At 58.5% G+C, this 24,467-nt stretch carries 22 protein-coding genes; 6 read left to right on the forward strand and 16 right to left on the reverse strand.

Annotated elements, in window-relative coordinates:
- Positions 1-48: 48 nt before the first annotated feature.
- Positions 49-966: a 1-aminocyclopropane-1-carboxylate deaminase/D-cysteine desulfhydrase gene (locus tag BLU48_RS06680; protein ID WP_057025238.1), complete on the forward strand. Its 918-nt coding sequence runs from the start codon at positions 49-51 to the stop codon at positions 964-966.
- Here the strand turns inward: BLU48_RS06680 and BLU48_RS06685 are convergent.
- The 8 genes from BLU48_RS06685 to BLU48_RS06720 all read right to left on the reverse strand — a co-directional run bounded on the left by BLU48_RS06685 (position 948) and on the right by BLU48_RS06720 (position 9,817).
- Positions 948-1,970: a Rieske 2Fe-2S domain-containing protein gene (locus BLU48_RS06685; RefSeq protein WP_057025239.1), complete on the reverse strand. Its 1,023-nt coding sequence runs from the start codon at positions 1,968-1,970 to the stop codon at positions 948-950. The two genes, BLU48_RS06680 and BLU48_RS06685, sit on opposite strands and share 19 nt — an antisense overlap.
- A 40-nt stretch (positions 1,971-2,010) precedes the next feature.
- Entirely contained in the window at positions 2,011-3,123 is a 1,113-nt protein-coding gene (locus tag BLU48_RS06690) for a terpene synthase family protein (protein ID WP_124356200.1), read from the reverse strand.
- Positions 3,124-3,172: 49 nt separating this feature from the next.
- On the reverse strand, positions 3,173-4,111 hold the full coding sequence (locus BLU48_RS06695; RefSeq protein ID WP_057025241.1) for an SAM-dependent methyltransferase: 939 nt from the start codon (positions 4,109-4,111) through the stop codon (positions 3,173-3,175).
- 25 nt (positions 4,112-4,136) lie between these two features.
- Entirely contained in the window at positions 4,137-5,963 is a 1,827-nt protein-coding gene (gene dxs / locus BLU48_RS06700) for a 1-deoxy-D-xylulose-5-phosphate synthase (RefSeq protein ID WP_057025242.1), read from the reverse strand.
- Positions 5,964-6,187: 224 nt separating this feature from the next.
- Positions 6,188-6,733 carry an isopentenyl-diphosphate Delta-isomerase gene (gene idi, locus BLU48_RS06705; protein ID WP_057025243.1) on the reverse strand — a complete coding sequence of 182 codons (546 nt, stop codon included), beginning with the start codon at positions 6,731-6,733 and terminating at the stop codon, positions 6,188-6,190.
- 443 nt (positions 6,734-7,176) lie between these two features.
- Positions 7,177-7,737, reverse strand: coding sequence for a cytochrome b (locus BLU48_RS06710; protein WP_057025244.1), 561 nt, complete (start codon positions 7,735-7,737; stop codon positions 7,177-7,179).
- 114 nt (positions 7,738-7,851) lie between these two features.
- Positions 7,852-8,679 carry a phosphonoacetaldehyde hydrolase gene (gene phnX, locus BLU48_RS06715; protein ID WP_057025245.1) on the reverse strand — a complete coding sequence of 276 codons (828 nt, stop codon included), beginning with the start codon at positions 8,677-8,679 and terminating at the stop codon, positions 7,852-7,854.
- A gap of 28 nt (positions 8,680-8,707) precedes the next feature.
- The gene (locus tag BLU48_RS06720) at positions 8,708-9,817 is read right to left on the reverse strand and encodes a 2-aminoethylphosphonate--pyruvate transaminase (protein WP_057025246.1); all 1,110 of its coding nucleotides are present in this window, start codon (positions 9,815-9,817) and stop codon (positions 8,708-8,710) included.
- A gap of 113 nt (positions 9,818-9,930) precedes the next feature.
- Between BLU48_RS06720 and BLU48_RS06725 the strand changes: the two genes are divergently transcribed.
- Positions 9,931-10,785, forward strand: a complete 855-nt coding sequence (locus tag BLU48_RS06725; protein ID WP_057025247.1) for a LysR substrate-binding domain-containing protein — start codon at positions 9,931-9,933, stop codon at positions 10,783-10,785.
- On the opposite strand, the gene BLU48_RS06730 is transcribed toward BLU48_RS06725, so the two are convergent.
- Positions 10,761-11,651, reverse strand: a complete 891-nt coding sequence (locus BLU48_RS06730; RefSeq protein WP_057025248.1) for a LysR substrate-binding domain-containing protein — start codon at positions 11,649-11,651, stop codon at positions 10,761-10,763. The genes BLU48_RS06725 and BLU48_RS06730 overlap by 25 nt on opposite strands.
- 257 nt (positions 11,652-11,908) lie before the next feature.
- Between BLU48_RS06730 and BLU48_RS06735 the strand changes: the two genes are divergently transcribed.
- Together BLU48_RS06735 and BLU48_RS06740 are read left to right on the forward strand one after the other, a co-directional pair.
- On the forward strand, positions 11,909-13,234 hold the full coding sequence (locus BLU48_RS06735; RefSeq protein WP_057025249.1) for an MFS transporter: 1,326 nt from the start codon (positions 11,909-11,911) through the stop codon (positions 13,232-13,234).
- Positions 13,235-13,343: 109 nt separating this feature from the next.
- Positions 13,344-14,051: a YebC/PmpR family DNA-binding transcriptional regulator gene (locus tag BLU48_RS06740; protein WP_005789254.1), complete on the forward strand. Its 708-nt coding sequence runs from the start codon at positions 13,344-13,346 to the stop codon at positions 14,049-14,051.
- A gap of 972 nt (positions 14,052-15,023) precedes the next feature.
- On the opposite strand, the gene BLU48_RS06750 is transcribed toward BLU48_RS06740, so the two are convergent.
- The 5 genes from BLU48_RS06750 to BLU48_RS06770 all read right to left on the reverse strand — a co-directional run bounded on the left by BLU48_RS06750 (position 15,024) and on the right by BLU48_RS06770 (position 20,593).
- Positions 15,024-16,555, reverse strand: a protein-coding gene (locus BLU48_RS06750) for an IS3 family transposase (RefSeq protein ID WP_124356199.1) whose coding sequence is annotated in 2 segments (ribosomal slippage) — positions 15,024-16,114 and positions 16,114-16,555 — 1,533 coding nt in all. Because the reading frame shifts where the segments join, the coding sequence is not laid out codon by codon here.
- Between the two features lie 260 nt (positions 16,556-16,815).
- On the reverse strand, positions 16,816-18,108 hold the full coding sequence (locus tag BLU48_RS06755; protein ID WP_057024420.1) for a protein kinase: 1,293 nt from the start codon (positions 18,106-18,108) through the stop codon (positions 16,816-16,818).
- A 38-nt stretch (positions 18,109-18,146) separates the two neighbouring features.
- Positions 18,147-19,241, reverse strand: a complete 1,095-nt coding sequence (gene zapE, locus BLU48_RS06760) for a cell division protein ZapE (protein WP_057024264.1) — start codon at positions 19,239-19,241, stop codon at positions 18,147-18,149.
- Between the two features lie 111 nt (positions 19,242-19,352).
- On the reverse strand, positions 19,353-20,090 hold the full coding sequence (locus tag BLU48_RS06765; protein ID WP_057024265.1) for an anti-sigma factor family protein: 738 nt from the start codon (positions 20,088-20,090) through the stop codon (positions 19,353-19,355).
- Positions 20,087-20,593, reverse strand: coding sequence for a sigma-70 family RNA polymerase sigma factor (locus BLU48_RS06770; protein WP_057024266.1), 507 nt, complete (start codon positions 20,591-20,593; stop codon positions 20,087-20,089). Before BLU48_RS06770 ends, BLU48_RS06765 begins: the two co-directional genes overlap by 4 nt.
- Positions 20,594-20,760: 167 nt before the next feature.
- Here BLU48_RS06770 and BLU48_RS06775 point away from each other — a divergent pair, with 167 nt between their 5' ends.
- Positions 20,761-21,843, forward strand: a complete 1,083-nt coding sequence (locus BLU48_RS06775) for a catalase family peroxidase (RefSeq protein WP_057024267.1) — start codon at positions 20,761-20,763, stop codon at positions 21,841-21,843.
- On the forward strand, positions 21,840-22,379 hold the full coding sequence (locus tag BLU48_RS06780) for a cytochrome b (RefSeq protein WP_057024268.1): 540 nt from the start codon (positions 21,840-21,842) through the stop codon (positions 22,377-22,379). Before BLU48_RS06775 ends, BLU48_RS06780 begins: the two co-directional genes overlap by 4 nt.
- A 43-nt stretch (positions 22,380-22,422) precedes the next feature.
- Here the strand turns inward: BLU48_RS06780 and BLU48_RS06785 are convergent, their stop codons facing one another.
- The gene (locus tag BLU48_RS06785) at positions 22,423-23,574 is read right to left on the reverse strand and encodes a M14 family metallopeptidase (protein ID WP_057024269.1); all 1,152 of its coding nucleotides are present in this window, start codon (positions 23,572-23,574) and stop codon (positions 22,423-22,425) included.
- A gap of 465 nt (positions 23,575-24,039) precedes the next feature.
- Positions 24,040-24,390 carry a DUF6124 family protein gene (locus BLU48_RS06790; RefSeq protein WP_082636695.1) on the reverse strand — a complete coding sequence of 117 codons (351 nt, stop codon included), beginning with the start codon at positions 24,388-24,390 and terminating at the stop codon, positions 24,040-24,042.
- Between the last annotated feature and the right edge of the window lie 77 nt (positions 24,391-24,467).

Raw genomic sequence — 24,467 nt, forward strand, 5'->3', positions numbered from 1 at the left:
AGGGGCGGTGTTAGACTACCGCCCCTTTTTTCATGCAGATGCGCCCACATGGGTCCTTTCGACTGGCTGCCCCACGCGCCCCTTGAACCTTTGCAACTGGATTGGCTGAACGGCATCGAGCTGGCCGTGCTGCGCCTGGACCGTATCGATCCACTGATCAGCGGCAACAAATGGTTCAAGCTTACTGAGCACCTGGCTCAGGCTCGCGCTATCGGCGACAAAGGGGTTATCAGCCTCGGCGGGGCCTACTCCAACCATCTGCACGCATTGGCGGCGGCGGGCAAGCGCTTTGGTTTTCCCACCGTCGGCCTGTTGCGCGGCCATCCTCAAGACACACCCACGGTGCTCGACCTCAAGGCCTTCGGCATGCAACTGCATTGGCTCGGTTATGGCGGCTATCGCGCACGCCACGAGCCGGGCTTTTGGCTGCCTTGGCGCGAACAATATCCCCATCTCCATCCGGTGCCCGAAGGTGGCGGTGGGCTGGCTGGTGCGCTGGGCTGCGGGGTGTTGGTCGAACAGGCACGGGTGCAGTTGAGCAACCTCGGTTGGGCGGATTACGACGCTTGGTGGTTGGCGGCGGGTACCGGCACGACATTGGCCGGGTTGGCGTTGGCCGAGGCTGGCGCGCATCCGGTCTACGGCGCCATGGCGGTACCGGATGACCACGGAGTGGCGCGAAATGTGAGTGCCCTGGTGCAGGGCGGTTATGAACTACTGGAGGCCAGCCGAGGCGGCTTTGCCAAAGTCGATCCGGTATTGCTCGAGTTTATCCAGTGCACTGAACAGGCCTGCGGGTTGCCGCTGGAACCGCTCTACACCGCCAAGGCGCTGCTGGCATTGAAGCAACAGATCGAGGCCGGACGCTTTGCTTGCGGCACGCGCCTGATTTTTGTTCACACCGGGGGCCTCCAAGGCCGCCGAGGGCTACCCCTTGCTAGAGCGGGCTATATCTCTGGAATGTAAGAGCGTCTGACTGCCGCATCAGAACCTGTGGTTTTCCCGCTTGAGTAAAACTGCATTGCCCAGCGCCGGTAAGCGACCAATGGTGCGTCGGTGGCAGAGGGTTTCGGGTGGCGAATAAAACTCCTTTTTTCCCAGATGTCGATATCTTGTTGCAGCTGTCGCACATACCACAAATGATAAACAGCCGGGGCTAGAAGCGCATATGCGGCTTTTCGTGCCCACGACGGCCACTTGCGTAACCAGGCGATATGCAGCTTCATGCTTTCTCGATAGGTCCATTTCAACGGGGCGATTTGTGCAGGTGTAACCAGGAATTTAGCTTGAATTCCAGCACGTTCCAAATTGACATCTACTATCATTAACCCCAGGCCATGGAGCTCTACGTCGATGCGTATTGGAAGTCCTTTCAAGGTTATACTGGTGGTTAGAGCAAGCCGATGGCCCTCATTTTTCTGCAGTTTTGAGACCCCGTTCTCCCAGCCATGAAGATGTTGGAGGTGAGCAGGGTCAAAGCCATTTTCGCTCGGATTCTGAACGCTGCCGGGAAGCACACGAAGGCCCTGGATGGGCGCGGAATAACCGCTCCAATCGAATTCTGGTAATTCCCATTCTGGGGGCTGCCCGTGCGCACTCTGCCAGACGGCAATCAGGCCGTTCCAATCCCGGACATGTCGACTGTCCAACCGAGCCTGGGGTGGCTTGTCCCCACATCCGGTGCGTACGCATCGGCCGTCGGGTGCGAAAGCGAACTTGTGATAAGGACAAACGATATCCTCACCCTCAACCTTTCCATCGCCGAGGTGGGCGCCGAGGTGTGGGCAATAGGGGCCAACTGCGCGTAACACACCAGTGTTTGTTCGATAGAGCACTACATCTTTACCCATGAACGGCTTGGTAATGATTGCTCCGGGCCTGAGCTCATCGGCGGTGGCGATCACAAACCAGCCGTCCGGATAAGGAAACGACAACAGATCAGTTTCGTTGGTGTGATCAGGGGCGTCCATGACATTTTCCCTCGATGTTGAGTCCTATGTGGGACGAAAATCATCTCGTACGGCTGGCCTGCTGCTCTGCAATATCTTCAGCTGCGATCTCATCGGTAGAAGGCAATGGCCTGATGGTCACTTCCCCGCAGATAAAGCGTTTTCCTTTGAAATCGCTTCCGTGATAGCGCGTGCTGACAGCATGGAACTCTGCATTTCCCGAGGCCAGATGTTCCAATTCCGTAAGGTATTGTCGTACGTCGTTGCGTTCTCCTAGGGGGCCGGCGAGAACCCTGTCGCGGGCGTCAATCAGTTTTTTCTCATTGTTCTGGACGATGACTGCCAGTTTATTTAGCGATTGCTGAAGGGTGAGCCCCTCAAGGCGCATGAACAGCCACACGGAGTTGACTGAGTCGGCGATATGTATTTCTTTGCGAAATGAATAAGGGTCGTTCACCAATGTGATCGAGTCGATAGCCGCGGTTCTTACGGTAACGAGCGATTCATCGGTAGCCAGTGCGTCAGTCATATCTACGTCGATTGCATACTCCGTCATCATGGCTGCCCACTCTCCATAATTATCAATGCGCCGTAACTCCACGTAGCGCTCAAAGGTGAGCGTGTCCATCTCAAGCGCCAGGGAGTTGGTTTGCCTCGTGATTAAGGTGTTTAACGACTCTTCCAAGCGACGCCACACCTGTGGTTTCGAAGATAGCTGGTCCTTTATAGGGACTAATCCCTCATATAGTAGTTGGGCGATGGGGAAGTCCGCAGGAGGCCTGATACCCGCTATCGCATCGAAATAATGCTGACGAAGTTCAGCTTGCCGTTGTTGGTCGGCGAGTATGTCGGGCTTGGTAGTGGTATCGTCGATCAGCGTGGTGATACTCATCATCCGCTCTAAATTGTAAATTCTGTCAGGTTTAGTATGTGGATATGCGAGACCACCATAGGCGGTCATTTCCATGGATAAGTAGTGATCAACGGCTTTCTGACTACCATAGTGAGCAAGAATATAGGGGCTGTCAGTGAGTGCGACCTGCATGGTTACTGCCTCATGATCCGGGTGCCACATAGGTTTTAGCGTTAAATTAAAGTCAGGGTGATATATTGTATCGCCAGGTTTTGGTAGGTTTTTCAAAGCGTGCACAAAGTTTTCAGGTGAGTTGTTCATGGATTTTTCCGAGGTATTGACAAATGCTTGGATGGCCTGAGGTAAAAACTTAGTAAGGTTTTAGTATCACGCTGTAAATCGAAATTTTATTCTTGATTATTGCAACTGACAAACTTTCACAGGTTGTGTGCAGCTCTTCCAGTGCGCCAGTTACGCCGCCAGGAAAGTTATTCTCAATGTTTGTTTTTATATTAAGTAGCCAGTGCGTCGCATCAGCGTTATCGGGTAGTATACGCATGTCCTGGATGGCAAATCCGCTTTGCTTTATTACCCGCGAGAGGTACTCAGGCGTCTTTCGGTGTTTGCAAGCAAGCCTGTCAACAGTGTCAGCTGTGTCGGAAGTGTATTTTTCAAGTTCTACGTTGTAGAGGTTGTCAGAAATGATAATTGTACCGTTTGGAGCAAGCTGCTTGGACAGTTTTTTCATTACTGTTTCGTATAGATCATTAGGGAAGTGAGATATGACTCCGCGCATAATAACCAGATCATAGGGTTCCTCTATTGAGGGTAATAGATCAATGTCTTGCGCGTTGCATTGATATAAATGAATGCGATCTGATAAAGCTTGATCTGCATGGAGTTTGGCTGCGTATTCCAGCTGACGTGCGCTGACATTAATGCCGTCCAAGTGCCTGCAATCAGGGAAATACTTAGCTAGATACACCAAGACGGTCCCCCAACCACAGCCGATATCGAGAATACGCTTAATTTCAGGGTTGCCTGGTTGCGCAAGGCCGGCCAGTTTCAGTTGTTTTTCAAAGTAACGCAGGCCCGATTCATCAAGCGTGATCGGCTGTGCAGAGCGTGGGTCGTCGTAAACACCGAACTGGAACCAAAGGGCGTTGCCAATTGCTTTGCGCCAGTCCTCAGGACTACCGCCATAGGTGTACACGACCTTTTCCTGGTAGTCATTGACACTGGAGCCTTGAATGATTTCATAGGTCAGGCTTTCCCCTGCAGGGTTGTACTGCTCGACTGAGGTACTCATGGCGCTCTCCTTGTGAGTATTCACTTTATGCTTGGGCTCGCAACACATCGGCGTGTGAGGCAGAGCCATTCAACGGGACCTCCAGGCTTTGTCGCGCCAGGAATGTCTGTATTGAACTGGTGATCCCGGCGGCATCAAGACCACAGGCACCAAGTAGTTCTTCAGGGCGACCGTGCTCGATGAATTCGTCGGTAAAACCCAGCTGCAACGTTGGGCGTGATAGGCCAAAAATAGCGGCCAGATGCTCCAGGCACGCAGAGCCCACACCACCCATCACACAGCCTTCCTCGATGGTCACCAGCAAATCGTGGGTGCGGGCCAATTCCTCGATCAGTGCGCCATCCAGTGGTTTGATGAAGCGCATATTGGCTACTGTCGCATCGAGTGCTTCGCCTGACTCAAGGGCGGGCAAAACCATCGAGCCAAAGGCCAGAATGGCAATGCGATCTCCCGCAGGTTGGTTTGAGGTGCGCCGTACTTCGCCTCTGCCAATCGGTAGGGGAGGCAGCGCAGATAGCGCGGCGACTGAGTTGCCTTTCCCGCGCGGATAACGCACGGCGGTGGGGCCGTTCTGGAGTAGTGCGGTGTGCAGCATCTGCCGACATTCGTTTTCGTCGGCGGGGCACATAATCGTCAGGTTGGGCACGCAACGCAGATAGGCTATATCGAAAGCCCCGTTATGGGTGGCGCCGTCCGCACCCACGATGCCGGCCCGGTCGATGGCGAACACTACGGGCAGGTTTTGAATGGCGATATCGTGAATCAGTTGGTCATAGGCTCGCTGCAAGAAGCTCGAGTAGATGGCGACTACCGGCTTCAGGCCTTCGCTGGCGAGTCCGGCGGCGAAGGTCAGGGCGTGTTGCTCGGCAATGCCGACGTCGAAGTAGCGATTCGGGAAGCGTCGCTCAAACTCGACCAGCCCTGAGCCTTCACGCATGGCGGGGGTGATGGCGACGACACGTGGATCGTTTTCCGCTTCGTCGCACAGCCACTGGCCAAATATCTGTGTATAGGTAGGTTTGCCAGGCATGGTGGGAAGAATGCCTTGCGTGGGTTCGAATTTTCCGGTGCCGTGATAGAGCACAGGGTCAGTGGCGGCCGGTGAGTAGCCGTGGCCCTTCTCAGTAATGATGTGTAGCAGTTGCGACCCTCGCAGGTTACGCACGGCTGAGAGGGCAGAAACCAATTCATTCAGGTCATGACCGTTGATGGGACCTGTATAGTTGAACCCCAGTGTCTCGAACAACGATGCCGGGGCAACAAGCTCTTTGAGTTCACCCAAGTGATAACGCAACGCCCCGACGGAGGGTGAAATTGATATGTCGTTGTCATTAAGGATTACCAGCAGCGGCAAGTCGCTATACAAGCCTGCATTGTTCATCGCTTCGAATGCCATGCCACCCGACAGTGCGCCGTCTCCAACCACCGCGACGCAGTGACGATGCTCGCCTTTGAGCCGGGCGGCTAATGCCATGCCCAGCGCCGCCGAAATCGAGGTGCTGGCATGCGCGGTACCAAAGGCGTCGTAGCTTGATTCGCTACGCCGTGGGAATCCGGAAATACCTCCGAACTGGCGAATACTCGCCATGGCTTCACGGCGTCCAGTAAGGATTTTATGGGCGTAGGCCTGATGGCCCACATCCCAGACAATCCGGTCCTTGGGCGTATCGAATACATAGTGCAAGGCGATGCTCAGTTCGACGGTGCCCAGGTTCGCCGAGAGGTGGCCGCCAGTGCGTGAAACGCTATGCAGGATGAACGCACGCAGCTCGTCTGCCAGAGGCGCAAGCGCTCCCGAATGCAGGGCTCGTAAATCAACCGGGTTGTCGATGGTATTGAGCAGCTCGAACATGCTGGACTCCTTGTTATAGCGCTATTCCCGTGACGGCATGTCTCAGTGCGTGCCCGTGCTGATCAGGTCAATCATCTGGTCCAGCCATGTTTGATCGTCATGCAGGGTTAATTCTGTGTGATCGTCGAGGTATCGAATGTTGGGTTACCTTGCGCGATGACGTTACCGAAGCCATCGTTGGGTTGCAGTGCAGGGTGTTCACTGGGGCAGGGCGTGAATTCAGCCTAGCGGTCGATGGGCGCAAGCTCTTTCCAAGCGAGCACTCCGGCAAGTCCGATGGTCTCGAATATTCGGCGGAACCAGACAGTAAAAGCCCCCGGAGTTGCGTCGATTTGCGTATGAATGTGCGAAAGCTTCATCCATCGCCAAGCATGTGCTTCGTCGGGATTGGCAATGGGGTCGCTACGGCTGATACCGACAAATATGTGGTCGAACTCGTGCTCGATGAGCTGATTTGAAACTTTCTCTCGATAGAGCAGAGTGGAGACCTTATGCAGAGAGCACGTAATTCCCATTTCTTCCTGCAAGCGTCGTGCTGCAGCCGCTTTTGTCCGTTCACCAGGGCGTGGGTGGCCGCAACAGGTGTTGGTCCATAGGCCTTGCGAGTGGTATTTGCCGAATGCGCGCTGCTGTAGCAATAAAGCCCCTGCGTGGTCGAAAATAAAGATCGAAAACGCGCGATGTAACTGGCCTTTTTGATGGGCTTCTAATTTGGGGGCGCAACCTTTTTTGCGGTCATATTGGTCGACTAGAATAAGTAACTCTTCCATAACGAGACCCCATTCATTGCGTCTTCGCTACTTGGTTACTGCTGACCAGACTGCGTAGGAAAAATCAGACGTGCATATTGGTAGTTGGAGAATTTAGTTGGGTTTTTGTGGTTTTCAAGTTTTTAAATAGAGTTGTTTTTTGCAATTTTCTACTGAGTAATTTCGAGTAGCTATAAGAGCGGTTTATGATTTTCCGCAATTTTATATATAGCTAAAAATTATGAGTTGAGGTTTATGGCGCGTTGTGGCTTGTTACGCTCAAGCTAATATAGGGATATTAGTAATGTCTGCCGTTTTTTTAACTGGCGCAGAGGTGACATGTTTAGTTTGTGCCGTCAGTCGAGAGAGAATGACGTTGTGGTAGTTCGCAGGAGATGTAAGACCTGGGCCTAACACCCCCTGCTCGTGGCGGCGAGCAAACTCACTCCTATAGGGAAAAGCTGTCAGCCGGCGGGTGTATGCCTTCCCGGTATCATGCGCAGCGCCGTGTTATCGCGCATCACATAATGGTGAAAGATCCCCGCCAGCGCATGCAGCCCGATCAACCAATAACCAACCTGGCCGAACAACACATGCCAGCTTTCAATCTCCTCGGCCAACGCCTTGTTTTCTGCAATCAGCGGCGGTAACTCCATCCCATAGAACATCACCGAATGCCCTTTGGCACTGACGATCAACCAACCGGCAATCGGCAAGCCGATCATCAACGCATACAACGCCCAGTGCATCAGCGTCGCCAGCAGGCTCTGCCATTGCGGCGGTGCCGGCACGATCTTCGGCGCGACTCCCAGGCTGCGTGCAAACAGGCGCAGCCACACCAGCACAAACACGGTCAGGCCGAGCATGAAGTGCATTTCGACGATCAACGTGCGCGCACCGCTGCCTTTGGGGAATTGCCCGCGCAGTTCAATGCAGGCGTAGACCACCGCCAGCAGCACCACCATCAACCAGTGCAGCGCAATCGACATGGTGCTGTAGCGTGAATCGGAATTTTTCCACGGCATTGCTGGGTTCCTCTCTCATCAGGGCATGCCTCCGTTCTTTGGCGACGGAGTGGGTTAACTGTATGCCCGTTTCAAGCGCTTCGCTCGTTGCAAATGCCGTTGTCTTGATCCTGGTCAGTCGCTCTGCGGCATTTCCCCGCGGGCCAGGCGAGCATTGATCTCGGCGATGACAGCCGGCAGATCGGTGATGGTGTCGATCAGATAATGCGGGCGCGAACTTTCGAACATCGCTTCGATACGCTGGCGCTCGCTGGTCAACGTGGCGCTGTCCAAGGCACGGAATTGATCAAGGGTCAGGCCCAGGGCATTGCCCGAGCAGGTCAGCGCCACCGTCCACATGCCGGCGCGACGGCCTTCAAGAATGCCCGGCACGGTGTCGTCGACCTTCACGCACGCGGCCACGTCATCAATGCCCAGGGCGATCACATTGGCCAGGGCCTGGGCCGGCCACGGGCGACCGTTGGGGACTTCGTCGGTGGCGACCACATGGTCGGCGACATAGCCGTTGGTGGCGGCCAGGGCCACGACCTTGTCCATCACTTGCTTGGGATAGCCGGAGCAGGAGCCGATCCTGATCCCTTGCGCCCGCAGCGCTGCAATGGTGTCGAGGGCACCGGGGATCAGCGCCGAGTGCTCGGCGATCTTCTCGATCTGCAGCGGCATGAAGCGCTGGTAGATGGCGGTCACATCATCATCGGTCGGCGTGCGGCCGAACGCCTTGCGGTAGCGCTCGGCAACTTGCGGCTGGTCGCAGAGGGTGCGGATATGGTCCCACTTGCCCATGCCCATCGGGCCACGGGCTTCCTCGATAGAGACTTGCACGTCGAACTCGGCAAAGGCCTCGACAAAGATCTGCGTGGGCGCGAAGGAGCCGAAGTCGACCACGGTGCCGGCCCAGTCGAGGATAACGGCCTGGAGGGTGTTGGGGTTTTGGTAGTTCATGGTTCAGATCCTGTGGTAATGGGGGGAGTCAAATGTCCAACACTTCCATTTCTTGCAGCACCTCGGCGATGGCCTTGACCGCTGCGCGCATGCCGGCCGCGTCGACATGGCCGATGCAGCCCACGCGAAAGGTTTCCACCTGGGTCAGCTTGCCCGGGTACAGGATGAAGCCCTTGGCCTTGACCCGTTCGTAGAAGTCCTTGAACTGGTAGCGCGGGTCTTTTGGTGCGTGGAAGGTGACGATGATCGGCGCCTGGATCGCCGCCGGCAGAAAGCTGCGCAGGCCCAGTGCGGCCATGCCATCCAGCAGTGCCTGGCAGTTATCCGCGTAGCGTTGATGGCGGGCGGGCAGGCCGCCTTCCTCAGCGTATTGCAGCAAGGCTTCATGCAGGGCGGCGACCACGTGGGTCGGCGGAGTGAAGCGCCATTGGCCGGTCTTGACCATATAGCTGTGCTGGTCGAACAGGTCCATCGCCAGGGAATGGCAGTTGCCTTGGGCAGCGGCCAGCGCATGTTTTTCTGCAAAGACAAAGCCCATGCCCGGCACGCCTTCCAGGCATTTGCCGGAGGCGGCGATCAACGCTTCGAACGGGACTTCGCGGGCATCGATCGGCAGCGCGCCGAAGGAACTCATGGCATCGATTATCAGGCGCTTGCCGTGGTGTTTGACCACCTGGGCGATCTCCGGCAGTGGGTTGAGGATGCCGGTGCTGGTTTCACAATGGATCAGCGCGACGTGGGTGATGGCGCTGTCGGCGTGCAGCAGGCGATCCACATCGGCAGCGGTGGTGGGCGCGTCTTCGGCGGTTTCAAAGGTGCTGAATGCGCGGCCAAGCACCTCGCAGATCTTCGCCAGGCGCTTGCCGTAAGCACCGTTGATCAGCACCAGCACCTTACCCTCGCGGGGCACCAGCGTGCCGATGGCCGCTTCGACGGCGAAGGTGCCGCTGCCTTGTAACGGCACGCAATGATGGCTGTCAGCACCGTTGAGGATCGCCAGCAGCTGCGTGCAAACGCTGGCGGTGAGCTGGTTGAAGCGGTCATCCCATGAGCCCCAATCCACCATCATCGCCTGGCGGGTGCGGTTCGATGTGGTCAGGGGACCAGGGGTCAACAGGATCGGCGCGGCAGTGGTCATCTCAAGTCCTCGCAAGGTATCGGGGGTTGAAGCTACGGCGCCTAAATTGCAGTTTGGCTTGTTATCAATCAAATTGTTTGTTGTTATGCGAGCTATCAGTGAGGCCGATAACTATGAACCTGTTCCAACTACGTGCATTCGATGCGGTGGCCCGCGAGGGCAGTTTTACCCGGGCAGCGGCTCGGCTGTTTATCAGCCAGCCGGCGGTGACCGGGCATATCAAGGCGTTGGAGGAGCACTACCAGATCCCGTTGTTGCGCCGTACCGCCCGGCGCGTGGAGTTGACCGAGGAGGGCGCGCGCCTGGCGGCCATTACCCGGGCGATCTTCGGTTTGGTGGACGAGGCGCAGACCATGCTGGAGGCCAACCGCCAGTTGCTCACTGGACGCCTGGAAGTGGCCGCCGATGGCCCGCACTTGGTGATGCCGATGATCGCCAGCCTGCGCTCGCGCTACCCGGGCATTACCGTGAACCTGCGCTTGGGCAATGCCCAGGAAGCCTTGGCGGCGCTGCTGTCCGAACATGCGGACGTGGCGGTGCTCACCGAGGTGGAGCCGCGTAATGGCCTGCACTTGCAGCCTTTGGACGAGTCACGGATTTGCGCGCTGGTGCCGGCTGCGCATCCGTGGGCAAACCAGCGCGAAGGCATTCAACTGACGCAATTGCACGAGGTGATCATGGTGCTGCGCGAGCCCAGCTCCATCACCCGGCGCACCTTTGACGACGCCTGCCTGGCGGCGCATGTGCAGCCCAAGGTACTGCTGGAGTTGGACAGCCGTGAAGCCGTGACCGAGGCCGTTGCGGCTGAGTTGGGGGTAGGAGTGGTGTCGTCGATGGAGGTCAGCCCGGACCCGCGTGTGCAAGCGGTCCCGATCCTGGGCGATGGGCTGCTCAACCGGCATATGCTCGGGTGCATGGAGCGGCGCCGCTCGCTGCGCTTGATTCAGGCATTTTTCGAATTGGCATGAAGGCTCTCACGCACGATTTCCAAAAAGGTCCGCACCACCCGACGTGAGCTCTGTTCCTTCAGGCACACCAGGGTTTCCTTCATGCGCTGGGTGCAATCTCGAATCGGCATGGCGTACACCCGTGCGTCGGCGCCGAACTCGGCTGCCGACACCACGCCCACGCCAATGCCCACCACCACCGCCTCGCGGGCGGCTTCGCGGCCTTCTACCTGGATCGCCGGGCGAATGCGCAGGCCGGCCTGACTCATTTCCTGCTCCAGGGTTTGACGGGTGACCGAGCCGATTTCGCGCAATACCAAGGGTGTGTCGTCGAGGTCGGCCAGGCAGATCGACTCGCGTCCGGCCCAAGGGTGGTTGCGTGCGACAAACGCCAGGAGCTGGTCGTCGGGCAAGGGCAGCGACAACAGGCGCGCATCGTCGACATCGCGCCCCAGCAACGCCAGGTCAGCCTGATAGTTGTACAGGCGAAACAATGATTCATCGGTGTTGCCGGTTTCGATCTTCACGCTGATTCCGGGGTACAGCTGGCAGAAGCGCGCAATCTGCGGCAGTACATGCACCGGGGCATCCACCGCCAGGGTGAGGGTGCCGGTAAGCAGGGCGCGGGAGTCCTGCAGCAATTCCTCGGCTTCGGCCTCGATCACAAACAGCCGTTGAGTAATGCCCAGCAGGCGTTCACCGAGGTCGGTCAGGCGTACCGAGCGCTTGTTGCGGTGAAACAGCAATACGCCGAAGCGCTCTTCGAGTTTGCGTACCTGGTCGGAAATCGCCGGCTGGGTCAGGAACAGCCGCTCGGCAGCCCCGGTAAAACTGCCATGGACGGCCACCGCGTGGAAGGCCTTGAGCTGGGCATGGGAAACCGACATGGCAGGTCCTCTTACAAGCTGGGCTTCTATTTGAAATACGATAAATCGATTTTACCTATTAGTCAGCCATTGCTTTGATGCACCTCAGTCGCCGTAGGTTGAGTCCTACAACCTCGGTGGCCATGGGCGCAGGCATACCGCACCCATCTGACCAATGTTGCGGCCCCACGGCCCGGCATTGCAGTGCTCAACCATAAAAACAACAGGCGTTTTCTTTCGATTCTGCCGGCACACTCACACCTGAGGTCAGAACCACCATGAATATCCCTATGGGTAGCATCAAGCGTTGGCGCGTGCAGATTTTCGCCATCACCTGGCTGGCGTACGCCGCTTTCTATTTCACCCGCAAAGCATTTTCCGTAGCGAAGCTGGGGATCGGTGACGACCCGGGTTTCCCCCTCGACAAAATGATGATGGCCAACCTGGATGGCCTCTACCTCGCCGCGTACGCCGTGGGCCAATTCACCTGGGGCATGCTCGCCGACCGCTTCGGGCCACGGGTGGTGGTGCTCGGCGGCTTGCTGGTTTCTGCCGCCGCGGCGCTGGTGATGGGCACGTTCGCCACCTTGCCGATCTTCGTCACCTGCATGTTGATCCAGGGCTTGGCGCAATCCACCGGTTGGTCGGGGTTGTGCAAGAACCTTGGCAGTTTCTTCCCGGCCCAGCAGCGGGGGCGGGTGCTGGGGCTGTGGAGTTCGTGCTATGCCTTTGGTGGCTTGGTCGCTTCGCCGTTTGCCGGCTGGTGGGCGTATACGCTGATCGGCAGTTGGCACGCGGCGTTTATCTCCAGCGCCGCAGTGGTGGCGGTGGTGGCCGTGCTGTTCTTTATGTTCCAGCGCAATACCCCGCAGGACGTAGGCTTGCCGGCGGTGGAGCCCGAGCCGGTCTTGAGCGCCGAAGAGGCTGCTGCTGAAAAGCGCATCAGCGTGCTCGAACCGCTGCGTGCGATCCTGCGCAATCGCACGGTGTTGACCCTGGGCCTGGCGTACTTCCTGCTCAAGCCGGCGCGCTACGCGATCCTGTTGTGGGGCCCGGTGATCGTCTACGAGCAGATGCCGTCGGTGGGCAAGGTTGGCGCGGCCATCGTGCCTACTGCGTTCGAGCTGGCCGGCTTGCTCGGGCCGGTGCTGATCGGCCTGGCCTCCGACAAACTGTTCGGCGCCCGGCGCATGCCCGCCTGTGTGCTTAGCCTGCTGGCGCTGACCGTAGCCTTGGCGTTATTCATGGGCGCGCTGCACACCGGCAGCGTGGTGTTGGTGATGGCTCTGTTGTTTGTGATGGGCCTGACTCTGTACGGCCCTGATTCGATGATCAGCAGCACGGCGGCCATCGACTTCGGCACCGCCAAGGCCGGCGCCACGGCGGCAGGTTTTGTCAATGGTTGCGGTTCGGTGGGGGCGATCCTTGGCGGCTTGCTGCCGGGCTACTTCGATACCGTCACGGTATTTATCGTCTTTGCCGGCGCGGCGCTGTTTTCATCCCTGGTGCTGATGCCCTACTGGAACGCCAGGCCTGCGGTACTGGCCCAGGTCGGGGACTTCGTCCCTGATCGCAATGTCACAGGCAAACCCCTGCGCACCTGAGGCACCTGGCCGGTTTTTTGGTGGATTAGAGTGTTTTTGCGCTATAAACTCTGCCCCCAAAGCGCCGGCCAGTAGACGTTTCGGCGCCATGGATAGTAGAGAGTGAGTCATGGGCGCACAGTGGAAAGTCAAACATAAAGAAGCGGCAGCCAATGCCAAGGGCAAGATCTTCGGCAAGCTGGTGAAAGAAATCACCATCGCCGCCCGTAACGGTGCCGATACCGCGACCAACGCGCACCTGCGCCTGGTGGTGGAGCAAGCCAAGAAAGCCTCGATGCCCAAGGAAACCCTGGACCGCGCGATCAAGAAGGGCGCCGGTCTGCTCGGTGAAACCGTGCAGTACCATCGCGTGACCTACGAAGGTTTCGCCCCGCACCAGGTGCCGTTGATTGTCGAGTGCGTGACCGACAACATCAACCGCACCGTCGCGGAAATCCGCGTGGCATTCCGCAAGGGCCAACTGGGCGCTTCTGGCTCGGTGGCCTGGGACTTCAACCATGTCGGGCTGATCGAAGCTTCGCCGGATACCCCGGACGCGGATCCGGAAATGGCCGCCATTGAAGCCGGCGCCCAGGACTTCGAAGACGGTGAAGAAGAGGGCACCACCCTGTTCATCACCGAAACCACCGACCTGGATGCCGTGCAAAAGGCCTTGCCGGAGCAGGGTTTCACCGTGCTGTCGGCCAAATTGGGCTACCTCTCGAAGAACCCGGTCAGTGGCTTGACGGATGAGCAGATGGCCGAAGTCGAGGCGTTCCTGGAAGGCCTGGACAACCATGATGATGTGCAGGATATGTTTGTTGGCCTGGCTGGCTAGCCACTGGACAAATGCGGTCAAAAATGTGGGAGGGGGCTTGCTCCCGATGCAGTGTGTCAGTCATGAAGATATTGACTGAACCTCCGCTAACGGGAGCAAGCCCTCTCTTATCAAAGCCTCAAGTAAGCTACTGATTTTAAATAGTTAAAATTTAGTCTTAACGCTGGATATTTTGGAGTCGGCCCAGGTTGCTGCGCGACGGCGCCACCTCGACGAGGTGACCGGGTTGTTGGGTTGTTGGGGCGAGTACATATCCGTTGCTTAGGTAACGGCCGCTATAGGTTCCGCCCTTACGGCGGCTCACTTTGCAAAAGCGGCAAAGTAAGCAAAACGCTCTTGCCCCACCACTCGGCACCTCGCCCAGGCTCGGTGTGCCCTCTCTCCGGCTTGAAACCGTGGGCCGCCGTCATGGGCCATCCTTGGCCCAGGACGGCTAACCCGGCGTCCTGCCGGGTTGCCCACGGCTTCAAGCCTGCGTTCGGCCAGCGTGGTTTAACGGGGCGCCTAAGATCAAAAGCAAGATCAAGAGCGACTCGCTGCGCATCGCAGATACGCTGGCGGCGCTCGTGCTTTTCTGTAGGCGCGAGCTTGCTCGCGAAAAACCTGAGAACGCCGCGTTCTTTCTGGTTTCCCGCGTCATCGTTAACGACCTTCGCGGGCAAGCTCCCACAGGGGTACGCGCAAGCTTCAACGATCAGGTCGGCTATAAGGCCGCCTCGCTGTGTTTTTGATCTTAGGCGCCCCGTTAAACCACGCTGGCCGGAATTCGACAGGGATTTGGGGGGTAAACCGGCAGGGATGCCGGTTTAGCCGCCCCGCGCCATGGGTGGCGCGTGGCGGCGGCCCCCCAAATCAATGTCGGATTACGGGCACACCGAGCCTGGGCGAGGTGCCGAGTGGTGGGGCAAGAGCCTTTTGGTTACTTTTGGGCTCTTCGGTACGTGTCAATGTATCTGTCGCCTTACTACTGTTTTAGCAACCCATTGCGGCCTTAGCATCCGGTCGCTCCGGGTTCAGATAAACAGCTTCTGCAAGCTGCCAGTTACGTGTGTCCCCGCTCCAGCGGCTGGGATTAGCCGCTTTAGCGGACTTGTACAGATCATTGCGGGCTAGCAGCAAAGCCGGCGCCTTACCCTCGTGGCGCTCGTTCGGCGTCACGTACTTCAAGGCGCTGTGGCGGTGTTCTTCGTTGTACCACTCAACAAATTTCTGCACCCAGAGCCTCGCTTGAGTCAGGTCGTCGAACGGCTGGTCTGGCCACAGCGGGCAATATTTGGCTGTGCGGAAAAGCGCTTCGGCGTATGCGTTATCGTTGCTAACCCGAGGGCGGCTGAAGGACGGTTCAACACCCAGCGAGATCATGCTTTCACGCAGCAGCGAGCCCTTCATCACATGCCCGTTGTCCGAGTGCAGAATCAACGGCCGACCCGCGGTATGCTCCCGTAAACATCCCTTTTCAAGTAGTGCACAAGCATGTTCTGAACATTCGGACTCATGTACTTCGTTGGTCACCAACTTGCGGCTGTAGATGTCCTTGACCATGTACCAGTAGTAAAAACGGCCCTTGATGGTGGTGGGTAACCAAGTGATATCCCAACACCACACCTGATTAGGGCCGTCGGCACGATGTGTGGTCAAAACTCTGCGCTTGGGCGCCTTCGCTCGACCACGGCGTGTGTTCTGATTCGCTTCTCTCATCACCCGATAAAACGTGGACTCCGATGCCAAATAAATGCCTTCGTCCGCTAGTTTTGGGACGATTTGATGCGGTGTCAGGCTCGCATAACCAGGTTGATTGGCGGCATCCAAAACAGCCTGACGCTCTAGAGCGCTAAGTTTGTTTGGCGGCGCTTCGCGCTGGACTGTCTGGCGTCTGTCTACTGCGCAGGTTCGCCAGCGCTGGACTGTCCGCAGACAAAGCCCAAGTTCATTACACGCCCGAAATCGGCGCGCCCCACTGGCTACTGCTTCGGCGATCAGCCCTAAAACCTGTATACGATCGGAGGCGCTGATCAGTCTTCCTCGTCCTTGCCCCAAATCGCATTGGCTTTTTTTCTGAGCTCCAGCAAAGCCACCGCCTCCTTGCGATCAGCGTCGGAGCGAAGCAGTTGCCGCTCAAGCTCCTTAATTGTTGTTTGCTCGACGGATTGCTTCTTAGAGGGCTGAGGATCAAGTGTGTCGTTGGCGTTCTGGCACGCTAGGCGCCATTGTTGAATCTGCTCAGGATAAATGCCTTTGATTCGGCAGTATTGAGAAAGCTCAACCTCGCTCAACGGTGCGGTTTCCATAACGGCATTAAACTTATCGGCACTGGACCACTGATCACTTGTCTTGTTATTGCCTGGAACGACCAAACCTTTATCTCTAGCCATTTGTCTCCAATCTCGTAGTGACTGTGGGGTGACGCCGATTGCAACGGCGAGTTCTGCCACCGCTCGATTAAGGGGCGGCATCATTTGTAGAACCGCCCAATCTTTGAAGTCATTGTCATAACGTTTCGGCATTGCCAAACACCTTCGCCCCCTTGAATGATTGAGTCAAACATCAGAGGTGACAGATAGGCTGACACGGGGGGTCTTTTCAAAAGTGACCCGCTGTAAAAGCGGAACCAATAGTGGCCGTAACCTAAATAACGGATATGTACTCGGTCTGATCCAACATCCCGGTCGGCTGTCAGGCCGCCACAGGAGCAAACTCCCTGGTTTGCTGCGCGACAGCGTCACATCGAAGATGTGGTGGGGACTCCCACATTGTTCCAGCGGTGTTAGATAGAGCTCAGTACGCCTTCAATTTCTTCAAAGCTTGGCCGCGCCAACACATCGGGTTGGCAGCAGCTTTTTTGCAGTTCAATCAGATCCTCACTGACTGCCCCTTCACCCCGCTCCAACAATTCCCCCAGCAACACCCCGAATGCGCGCACTTCAATACGCTGCAACGCCCTGGATTCCAAGGTGTCGGTCGTGGCATGGAATGACGCCGCGCCGAAGTCTGCGAGCAAACAATCGCCCGTCGCATTCCACAGAATGTTGTGGCCATACAAGTCACCATGGGTAATCCCCTGAAGGTGCAAGTGCGCCGCCACCGAAGCGATGCGTCGTGCCATGCGCAGCACCACATCGAGGCTGAAACGGGTATCGGGTTCGTAGATGTCCCGGGTGCAAGACGCCAGGCTAGGCAGGGCCGCGAGGTTGCGGTAGCTCGGGTCAATCAGGCTCATGACCAATGCCGCCTGACCCTGCGGGTGCTCGATGACACGACCTTGCACCTTGATCAGGTTGGGATGCAGCCCGGCGGCAATGCAGGCGTGCATTTCATGCTGCGGTGACCCGTCGCTGGTGATAGTGCCTTTGTATAGCTTGACCGCGACCGGCAGCGCCTGGGGTTTCCAGATTGCTTTGTGAATGATCCCGGAAGCGCCTTCGCCCAATACTTCTCCCAGTTCCAGTTCAGACCAAGGAATGTTCGGCGTCCCATCATCGCCCGTCACGGTCACCGCCATTTCCACCGGGTTACCGGCGTAGGCCAGCCACGTCAGGCTGGGCAGCGTCAGCAGCCAATCCGGCAGGTGTGTAAGGCGATTGGAGGCAATGCGGATCAGCTCCAGGTTGGCGCAATTGGCCAGACTTGGCGGTAAATGCGTCAGTTGGTTACCGGCCAGCATCAACTTTTGCAGCAACGGGCGCTGACCCAGTTCATCGGGCAATTGGCTGATGCTGTTATCGGTGAGGATCAGCCAGCGCAACTGGGGCGGCAGTGCGGCGGCGGGCACGTGGCTGATTCGGTTGGCCTTGAAGCCGATCATGCTCAGTTTCGCGCACTGGCCCAGGCATTCCGGTAGCTCGGTAAAGGCGTTGTCCGAGCAGAACAGCACGCGCAGGTGCGTCAGGCGATGCAGGTCGGCGGGCAAGCTGGTCAGGGCGTTGCCCGTGAGATTGAGGATTTCCAGGGAGTCGGCCAGTTCGAAGATTTCCCGGGGGAACTCGGTCAGCCCGCAGGCGAGGTCCAGGCGCGTGGCGCCGGCCAATTGGCCGGCCTTGAGTTGGGCGAGGGTAGTCATGAACAGCGCGGCACTCGGATGGGGGGCGTAAAAGGCGCTCATGATACCGGGTCGGGGGCGGTTTGCGCGCAGGGTGTTTGCAACTGGCGCAGGCGGCTGGCAGTGCGGGCGAGGTCGATGGCCTGACCTTCCAGGCATTTATCCAGCGGCTGGTGGCCGATGAGCGTCAGACGTTTGTCCTGGTCGTAGAGCACGTCCACCAGGTTGATGAACCGCTGCTGCACGGCAATTGGGCATTCGGCCAGGTGCGGCAGGCCGTCGATGATCCAGTGGTCGAAATCCTCGCACAGCAGCAGGTAGTCCATGACCGCCGTGAGCTGTTCGCACAGGTCGTTGAAGGTGAACACGATGGTGCGCGCCTGATGGCCACGGCACAGCAGCTGCCGAGTGCCGACCGTCAGGTGCTGCGCCGGGCAAGCCGTGGCGGGCAGCCCGAGGCTTTCACGCTGGGTCGGTGTACCGGGCCACACATACTGGCCGCTGGTGAAACGCTGTTGTGCGTGGGCCTGGGGCAGGCTGCGAAAGTCCTGGGGCGAACTGACTTCCAGCACATCCATGCGCGCGGCGATCAGGTCGATCACCGGCTTGAATCGTTCGTGGTACAGCGGGTTGGGCAGCAACCCCTCGGGCGGATAGTTGGAGGTCACTAGCACTAGCACGTCGCGTTGGAAAAGCGCCCTGAACAAACGGCGGATGAGCATCGCATCGCCGATATCGTGAACGTGGAATTCGTCGAAGCACAGCACGCGGCAGCCGGCCAGCAGCTGATCCAGGGTGACGGCCAGGGCATCGTCATGCCCGCGGTGCAGGAACATGCCTTGGTGCAGGCGGGCGAAGAAATCGTGAAAGTGCACGCGTTGCTTTTCGGCAATGGGCAGAGCCTTGAAGAACCCGTCCAGCAGCCAGCTTTTGCCGCGCCCCACCGGGCCGTGCAAGTACAGGCCGCGGGTGGCTTGGCCATTGAGCAGGCGCTGTGCCTGGCGATTCAGGGCGGTAATCGCCCGCATTTGCCCATCACTGAGGGTGTAGCCCTGTTGCTCGGCCTTTCTTTGGAAATACGCCGGGATAGTCGAGGCGTCCGAAACGCTGGATTGTTTCGCGAACAGGCGCTGGAGCAGGGAAAACACGGCCAATGGAGTCACTCTGTGCTGCGGTGGTCGCTTACTTTAGGGCGCCCACCGCGATTTGACCAATAGGGTAGGGGGCGGCCAACTGGCTCGAAAACCTAATGCTGGACATGGCTTCTAGAACTTCATCAACCCCGTGGTCGGCTGGTCCACCGGGCTGACCATTGCGTAGTTATAGCCGCCGCCTGACCAGTATTCGGCCTGCAAGCCATCGGCGCTGCGGCTGCCGCGGGGCAGGAAACCGTTGTTCGGGCCTGGCGGGCGGATATAGAAGCTGATACGCCGGCCTTGCGGGTCTTCGTACAGCACCATGGCTGCCGCGCCCTGGTCGGTGGTGAGCAGGCGCCCGCTGACCGGCTTGAACCCCGCCTGGCTCAGGTCGGGCAGGCGGTGGGCCTGATTGAAATAGCGGTCGAGCCATGCCTGCATATTGCCGCTGCCCTCGGCACTGAAGTCGGCGGGCATGATGCCGTCCTGGGCAAACAGGCGGTAGGCCTGCATGGCATCGGTCATTGGCAATAGCGGCGGCTGGGTGGCCTCGCGGGCCTGCCAGCCGCCTATCCCGCCGAGGCTCACGGCAATCAGCAGCAGCGCCGCGGTGGCGAAGTGGCGGCGGGACTGACGCTTGATACGCTGGCGAATCAGCGCCGGGTCCAGTGCCGGGTTGTTCGGCTGTCGCAGGGCGCCGCTTAAAGACGCACGCAATAATTGCGCATCCTGTTGCCAGGCCTGGACCTGAGCAGCCACTTCGGGGTGGCTGGCCAGCCAGGTTTCAAGCACGCGGCGGTCACTCTCCAGTAATTGGTGATCGACGTAGGCATGCAAGTCGCGTTCGCTGGGGGGCAGGCTGATCATTTGAGTCTCCGCAGGGCAGGGCTGGCAATTTCGCCATCGCTGAGTTGACGCAACGCTTGGCGTGCGCGGGACAGGCGTGACATCACAGTGCCGATGGGCACGTCGAGGATGTCGGCCACGGCCTTATAGCTCAAGCCTTCGACGGACACCCACAGCAGCAGGGCACGCTGTTCGGCGGTGAGCTGGTCGAAGGCTTGCAGGGTGGATTGGGCCATCACCGTGCGTTCCACCGAAGGCTGCGCGTCATCACGGCCGGTGAAGAATTCGAGCATGCGCGCATAGCGTCGGCTGCGGCGGTGGGCGTCGAGGAACTGCCGGTAGAGGATCGAGAACAGCCATGCGCGCAGGTCACCTTCGATACGTTTATCGGCCCAGGCGATGATCGCCCGTTCCAGGGTTGCCTGCACCAGGTCGTCGGCGCTGCTGGTGTTGCGCGTCAGCGACACGGCAAAACGCCGCAACCTGGGGATGAGTTCACGTAACTGTTCGTCGAGTTCATGCATGGGTGTCTGGCTGGTCACTACGCTGGGTCTAGAAAGACGTCCGGCGTTAAAGGTTATTCCACTGCCCGCAAAATAATTCGAAGGTCAGGGAATAGAGCAAATCGGCGTTCGTCTTAATGCTCCGACCTTATGTTTCACCCTCAGGCCACTGGCCCTGGAGTTCCTGCATGGTAGATCACTCATCACCCCCCCGTCCTCCATTGAGCACTACGAGCCTGCTCGTACGTCTGGCGGGTATCGGCGCTGTGGTTGCCGTTGTCGCTGGGGCATTTGCCTACGTCAACGGCACCCTCGACCCACAACGCCTGCGGCCAAAAACCTTGGTCAATGCCCTGGAAACCAATAACGGCGTACACCCAGGCTTTCGCCGTAACCACGCCAAGGGCGTGTGCGTGGCCGGTTACTTCGAGAGCAGTGCCGAGGCGCGTGCGTACTCCAGTGCCCAAGTGTTCAGCGCGGCCAAGACCCCGGTCATCGGCCGGTTTGCCTTGCCCAGTGGCAACCCTTATGCACCGGACAGCAGTGTGCCGATCCGCAGTTTTGCCGTGCAGTTCAGCCAAGCCAACGGCCAGCAGTGGCGCACCGGCATGAACAGCATGCCGGTGTTCCCGGTCGGCACCCCCGAGGCGTTCTACCAGTTGCTCAAGGCGGGCGCGCCGGATCCGGCCACTGGCAAGCCGAACCCGGCCAATATGCCGGCATTTTTTGCCGCGCACCCGGAGACGGCGCCGTTCCTGGCGTGGGTCAAGACCGCCAAGCCATCGGCCAGTTATGCGACTGAAACCTATAACGGCATCAATGCGTTTTACCTGGTGAGCGCCGATGGCAAACGCCAGGCCGTGCGCTGGGGCGTGGTGCCGCTCAGCCAGGACGCACCGGGCGATACTGCGCCGGATGGCGCCGATTTCCTCGAGAAAGATCTGGTGCAACGCCTCGCCGCCGGGCCGTTGCGTTGGCAATTGAACATGACCCTGGCCAACCCCGGCGACCCGCTGGATGATGCGAGCAAGACCTGGGCCGGCGAGCACAGGGTGCTGAACGCCGGCACCCTGGTGCTGCAAAGCAGCCAGCCACAGGCAGACGGTGATTGCCGCGATATCAACTTTGACCCGCTGATTTTGCCCAGCGGCATCGAGGCCTCCAATGACCCGTTGCTGGCTGCCCGCTCCGCCGCGTATGCCAGTTCGTACCTGCGCCGCGCCGGTGAAGTCAGCCCGTTGCACAGCGCCCCTCAGGAGTCGCAGCCATGAATGCCCAGCCCCGCTTTTTTGCCCCCCTGGCACGTCTGCTGCACTGGCTGATGGCGCTGATGGTCATTGCCATGCTGTTTATCGGCGCGGGGTTGGCCGCGTCAGTGTCTGAGCGCCATGAGTGGTTGATCCACCTGCACAAGCCGCTGGGGATCGCGATCCTGGCCCTGGTGATCGTGCGGTTGGTGGTGCGCTTTTGCACACGACAGCCGCCGTTGCCAGCGGATTTGCCCGCGTGGCAAGTGTTGGCGGCCAAGGCTTCCCATGTGCTGCTGTATGCGTTGATGCTGGTGTTGCCGCTGCTGGGCTGGGCGATGATTTCGGCCGCCGGTGATCCGGTGATGCTCAGCAGTAACGTGCAACTGCCCGCGCTGGTCGGGGCGAATGCGCCATTGTTTGCGCTGTTGCGCAAGGCTCACGGCTATCTCGCCTACCTGTTGTTTCTCACGGTACTGGTGCACTTGGCGGCGGCGTTGTTCCACGGTTTGATCCGCCGCGATGGTGTCTTGCAAAGCATGACCGGCACCAAGGACTGATGGTTTTTTGTGGCGAGCGGGACGGCCCGCTCGCCACAGGTGATCAGCGCAAAAGGCCGACGATATCAGCGACGCTGCTCAAGACGTCCTTGCCCAGCTGTTTCGAGCGATCGCCTGACCAGCCGGTGCGCAGGTTGGGTGCGTCGTCGTTGTCCTTGAAGGGCATCTCCAGGGTCAGGGACAGGCAGTCATATTTCTCACCAACCGCGTTGCAGGCCAAGGTCATGTTGGCTTCGCCCGGCAGGTCGCGGGTGTAGCCGTGGGTGGTCTGGAAGTCCCGGGTCAGGTGGCTCAGATGGCGGCGGAAGTGTTTTTCCAGGGCTTCGATGCGCGGTGTGTAGCCGGGGTTGCCTTCGCAGCCGGCGGTGAAGACGTAGGGGATCTCTTCGTCGCCGTGGATATCGAGGAACAGGTCCACGCCGTATTTTTCCATCTGTTCCTGGACGAACAGGACTTCCGGGCTGAGTTCCTGGCTGGCGCTCTGCCAGGCGCGATTGAGGTCCTGGCCCATGGCATTGGTGCGCAGGTGGCCATGGAAGGCGCCATCGGGGTTCATGTTCGGGACCAGGTACAGGTCAGCCGCGGCCAGCAGCTTTTTCAGCTCGTCGTCGCCGTCCTGTTGCAGGCGTTCGATCACGCCTTCCATAAACCATTCGGCCATGTGTTCGCCGGGGTGCTGCTGGGCAATGATCCATACTTTGCGGCGACCTTCGCCCCCTTTGCCCCGTCGTAGCAGTTGGATATCGCGGCCTTCGGCGCTCTTGCCGGTGGCGAGCAGGGTGACGCCGGCGTACTTCAGGGCTTGATCGATCAGCCAGTCGTGGCGTTCACGGCTGTAGGGTTCGAAATAGGCAAACCAGACGTGTTTTTCCCGGGTCTGGAGGGTGATATGCAGGATCTCGCCGTCGAAACGCGTCGGTACCCGGAACCAGTTGATATGGTCGTAAGACGCCACGGCGTTGTACCCGCTCCAGGCATGTCTGTAGGACGAGCGACCCGCGTTGCTCAGGCGAAAGGTGTGGGTATGCCCCACGTGCATGCCTTCGGCCTTGAAGTGGAACCATTGGAAGTGATCGCTGCGGGTATCGGGTTTGATTGCCAGCAACAACTGATAGGCATCGCTGGCATCCAGGACCTGGATGTTGCCGCTGTCGAAGTCGGTGCTGATCTTGATGGAGGTCAAGGCCACGGTCATAGTCTGGTTGCCTGAATATGAGTGATGTGGCGGCTATATTACACAGGCCTCAGGCAAAACCTGGATGCAAAATTGTTGCACGAGGGAGGGGGCGTCATCCCTGACGCCGCCGCAGCTTAGAGTCTATGAGATTGATTCTCAAGCGCTAAATCGCAAAGATCCGGGCTAGGGCAGTCGAGTGGCTTTCTTTAGGCGATAGTCTTTTGCTACCATGCGCGCCATCAAGCAACACACAGTCTTCATTAGCCTGAAGCCATGCCAGGAAAACTGGCAAAAAAAAGACCCGGCCAAAGAGCCGGGTCAAAAACCGTGATTAGCCTGATGAGGAGATATTCCAAGAGTCCGACCTAAGGTCTCTTGGTCTATCGACTGATCTCGCGATCAGCTGGGTCCAATAATAATCATTATCATTTGCAAGCCAAATGTTTTTATCCGTGGGATAGAAATATTTTTCCTTGACGCCTGTCACGCGTTCGCCTTGGCCGCTGGCCCTTGCAACGACCGCTCCACCATCGCCTTGGCCATATCAATCAAATACACCACGGAAAACGCCAGGTCGCGTTGATTGCCTTGATGGCTGCACGCTGATTCATAGGCGGTTGCCGCTGCACTGCGCAACAGGTCCGAGGCATGCACCAGGGCTTCCTCCTGGCTGATGCCCGGTTTGATCAGGAACATGGCGTCATCCTGGGCCGGCGCCGACATCTCTTCTTTCAAGTAATAGTCCAACGCGCGCTGGGCCGCACCGCTGTTGTGCATGTCGTGTAATTCAACGTGTTCAGGTGTTTCGGGCAATGGATACGGGCTGTTCGTCATAAGCGGCAGTACTCCGGTGGGTGTCGAAATCCTTAGGCTTGATGATAGTACGTATCGTATTTATGTCGTTTTATGGA

This window comes from Pseudomonas synxantha (assembly GCF_900105675.1).
Lineage (GTDB): Bacteria > Pseudomonadota > Gammaproteobacteria > Pseudomonadales > Pseudomonadaceae > Aquipseudomonas > Aquipseudomonas synxantha.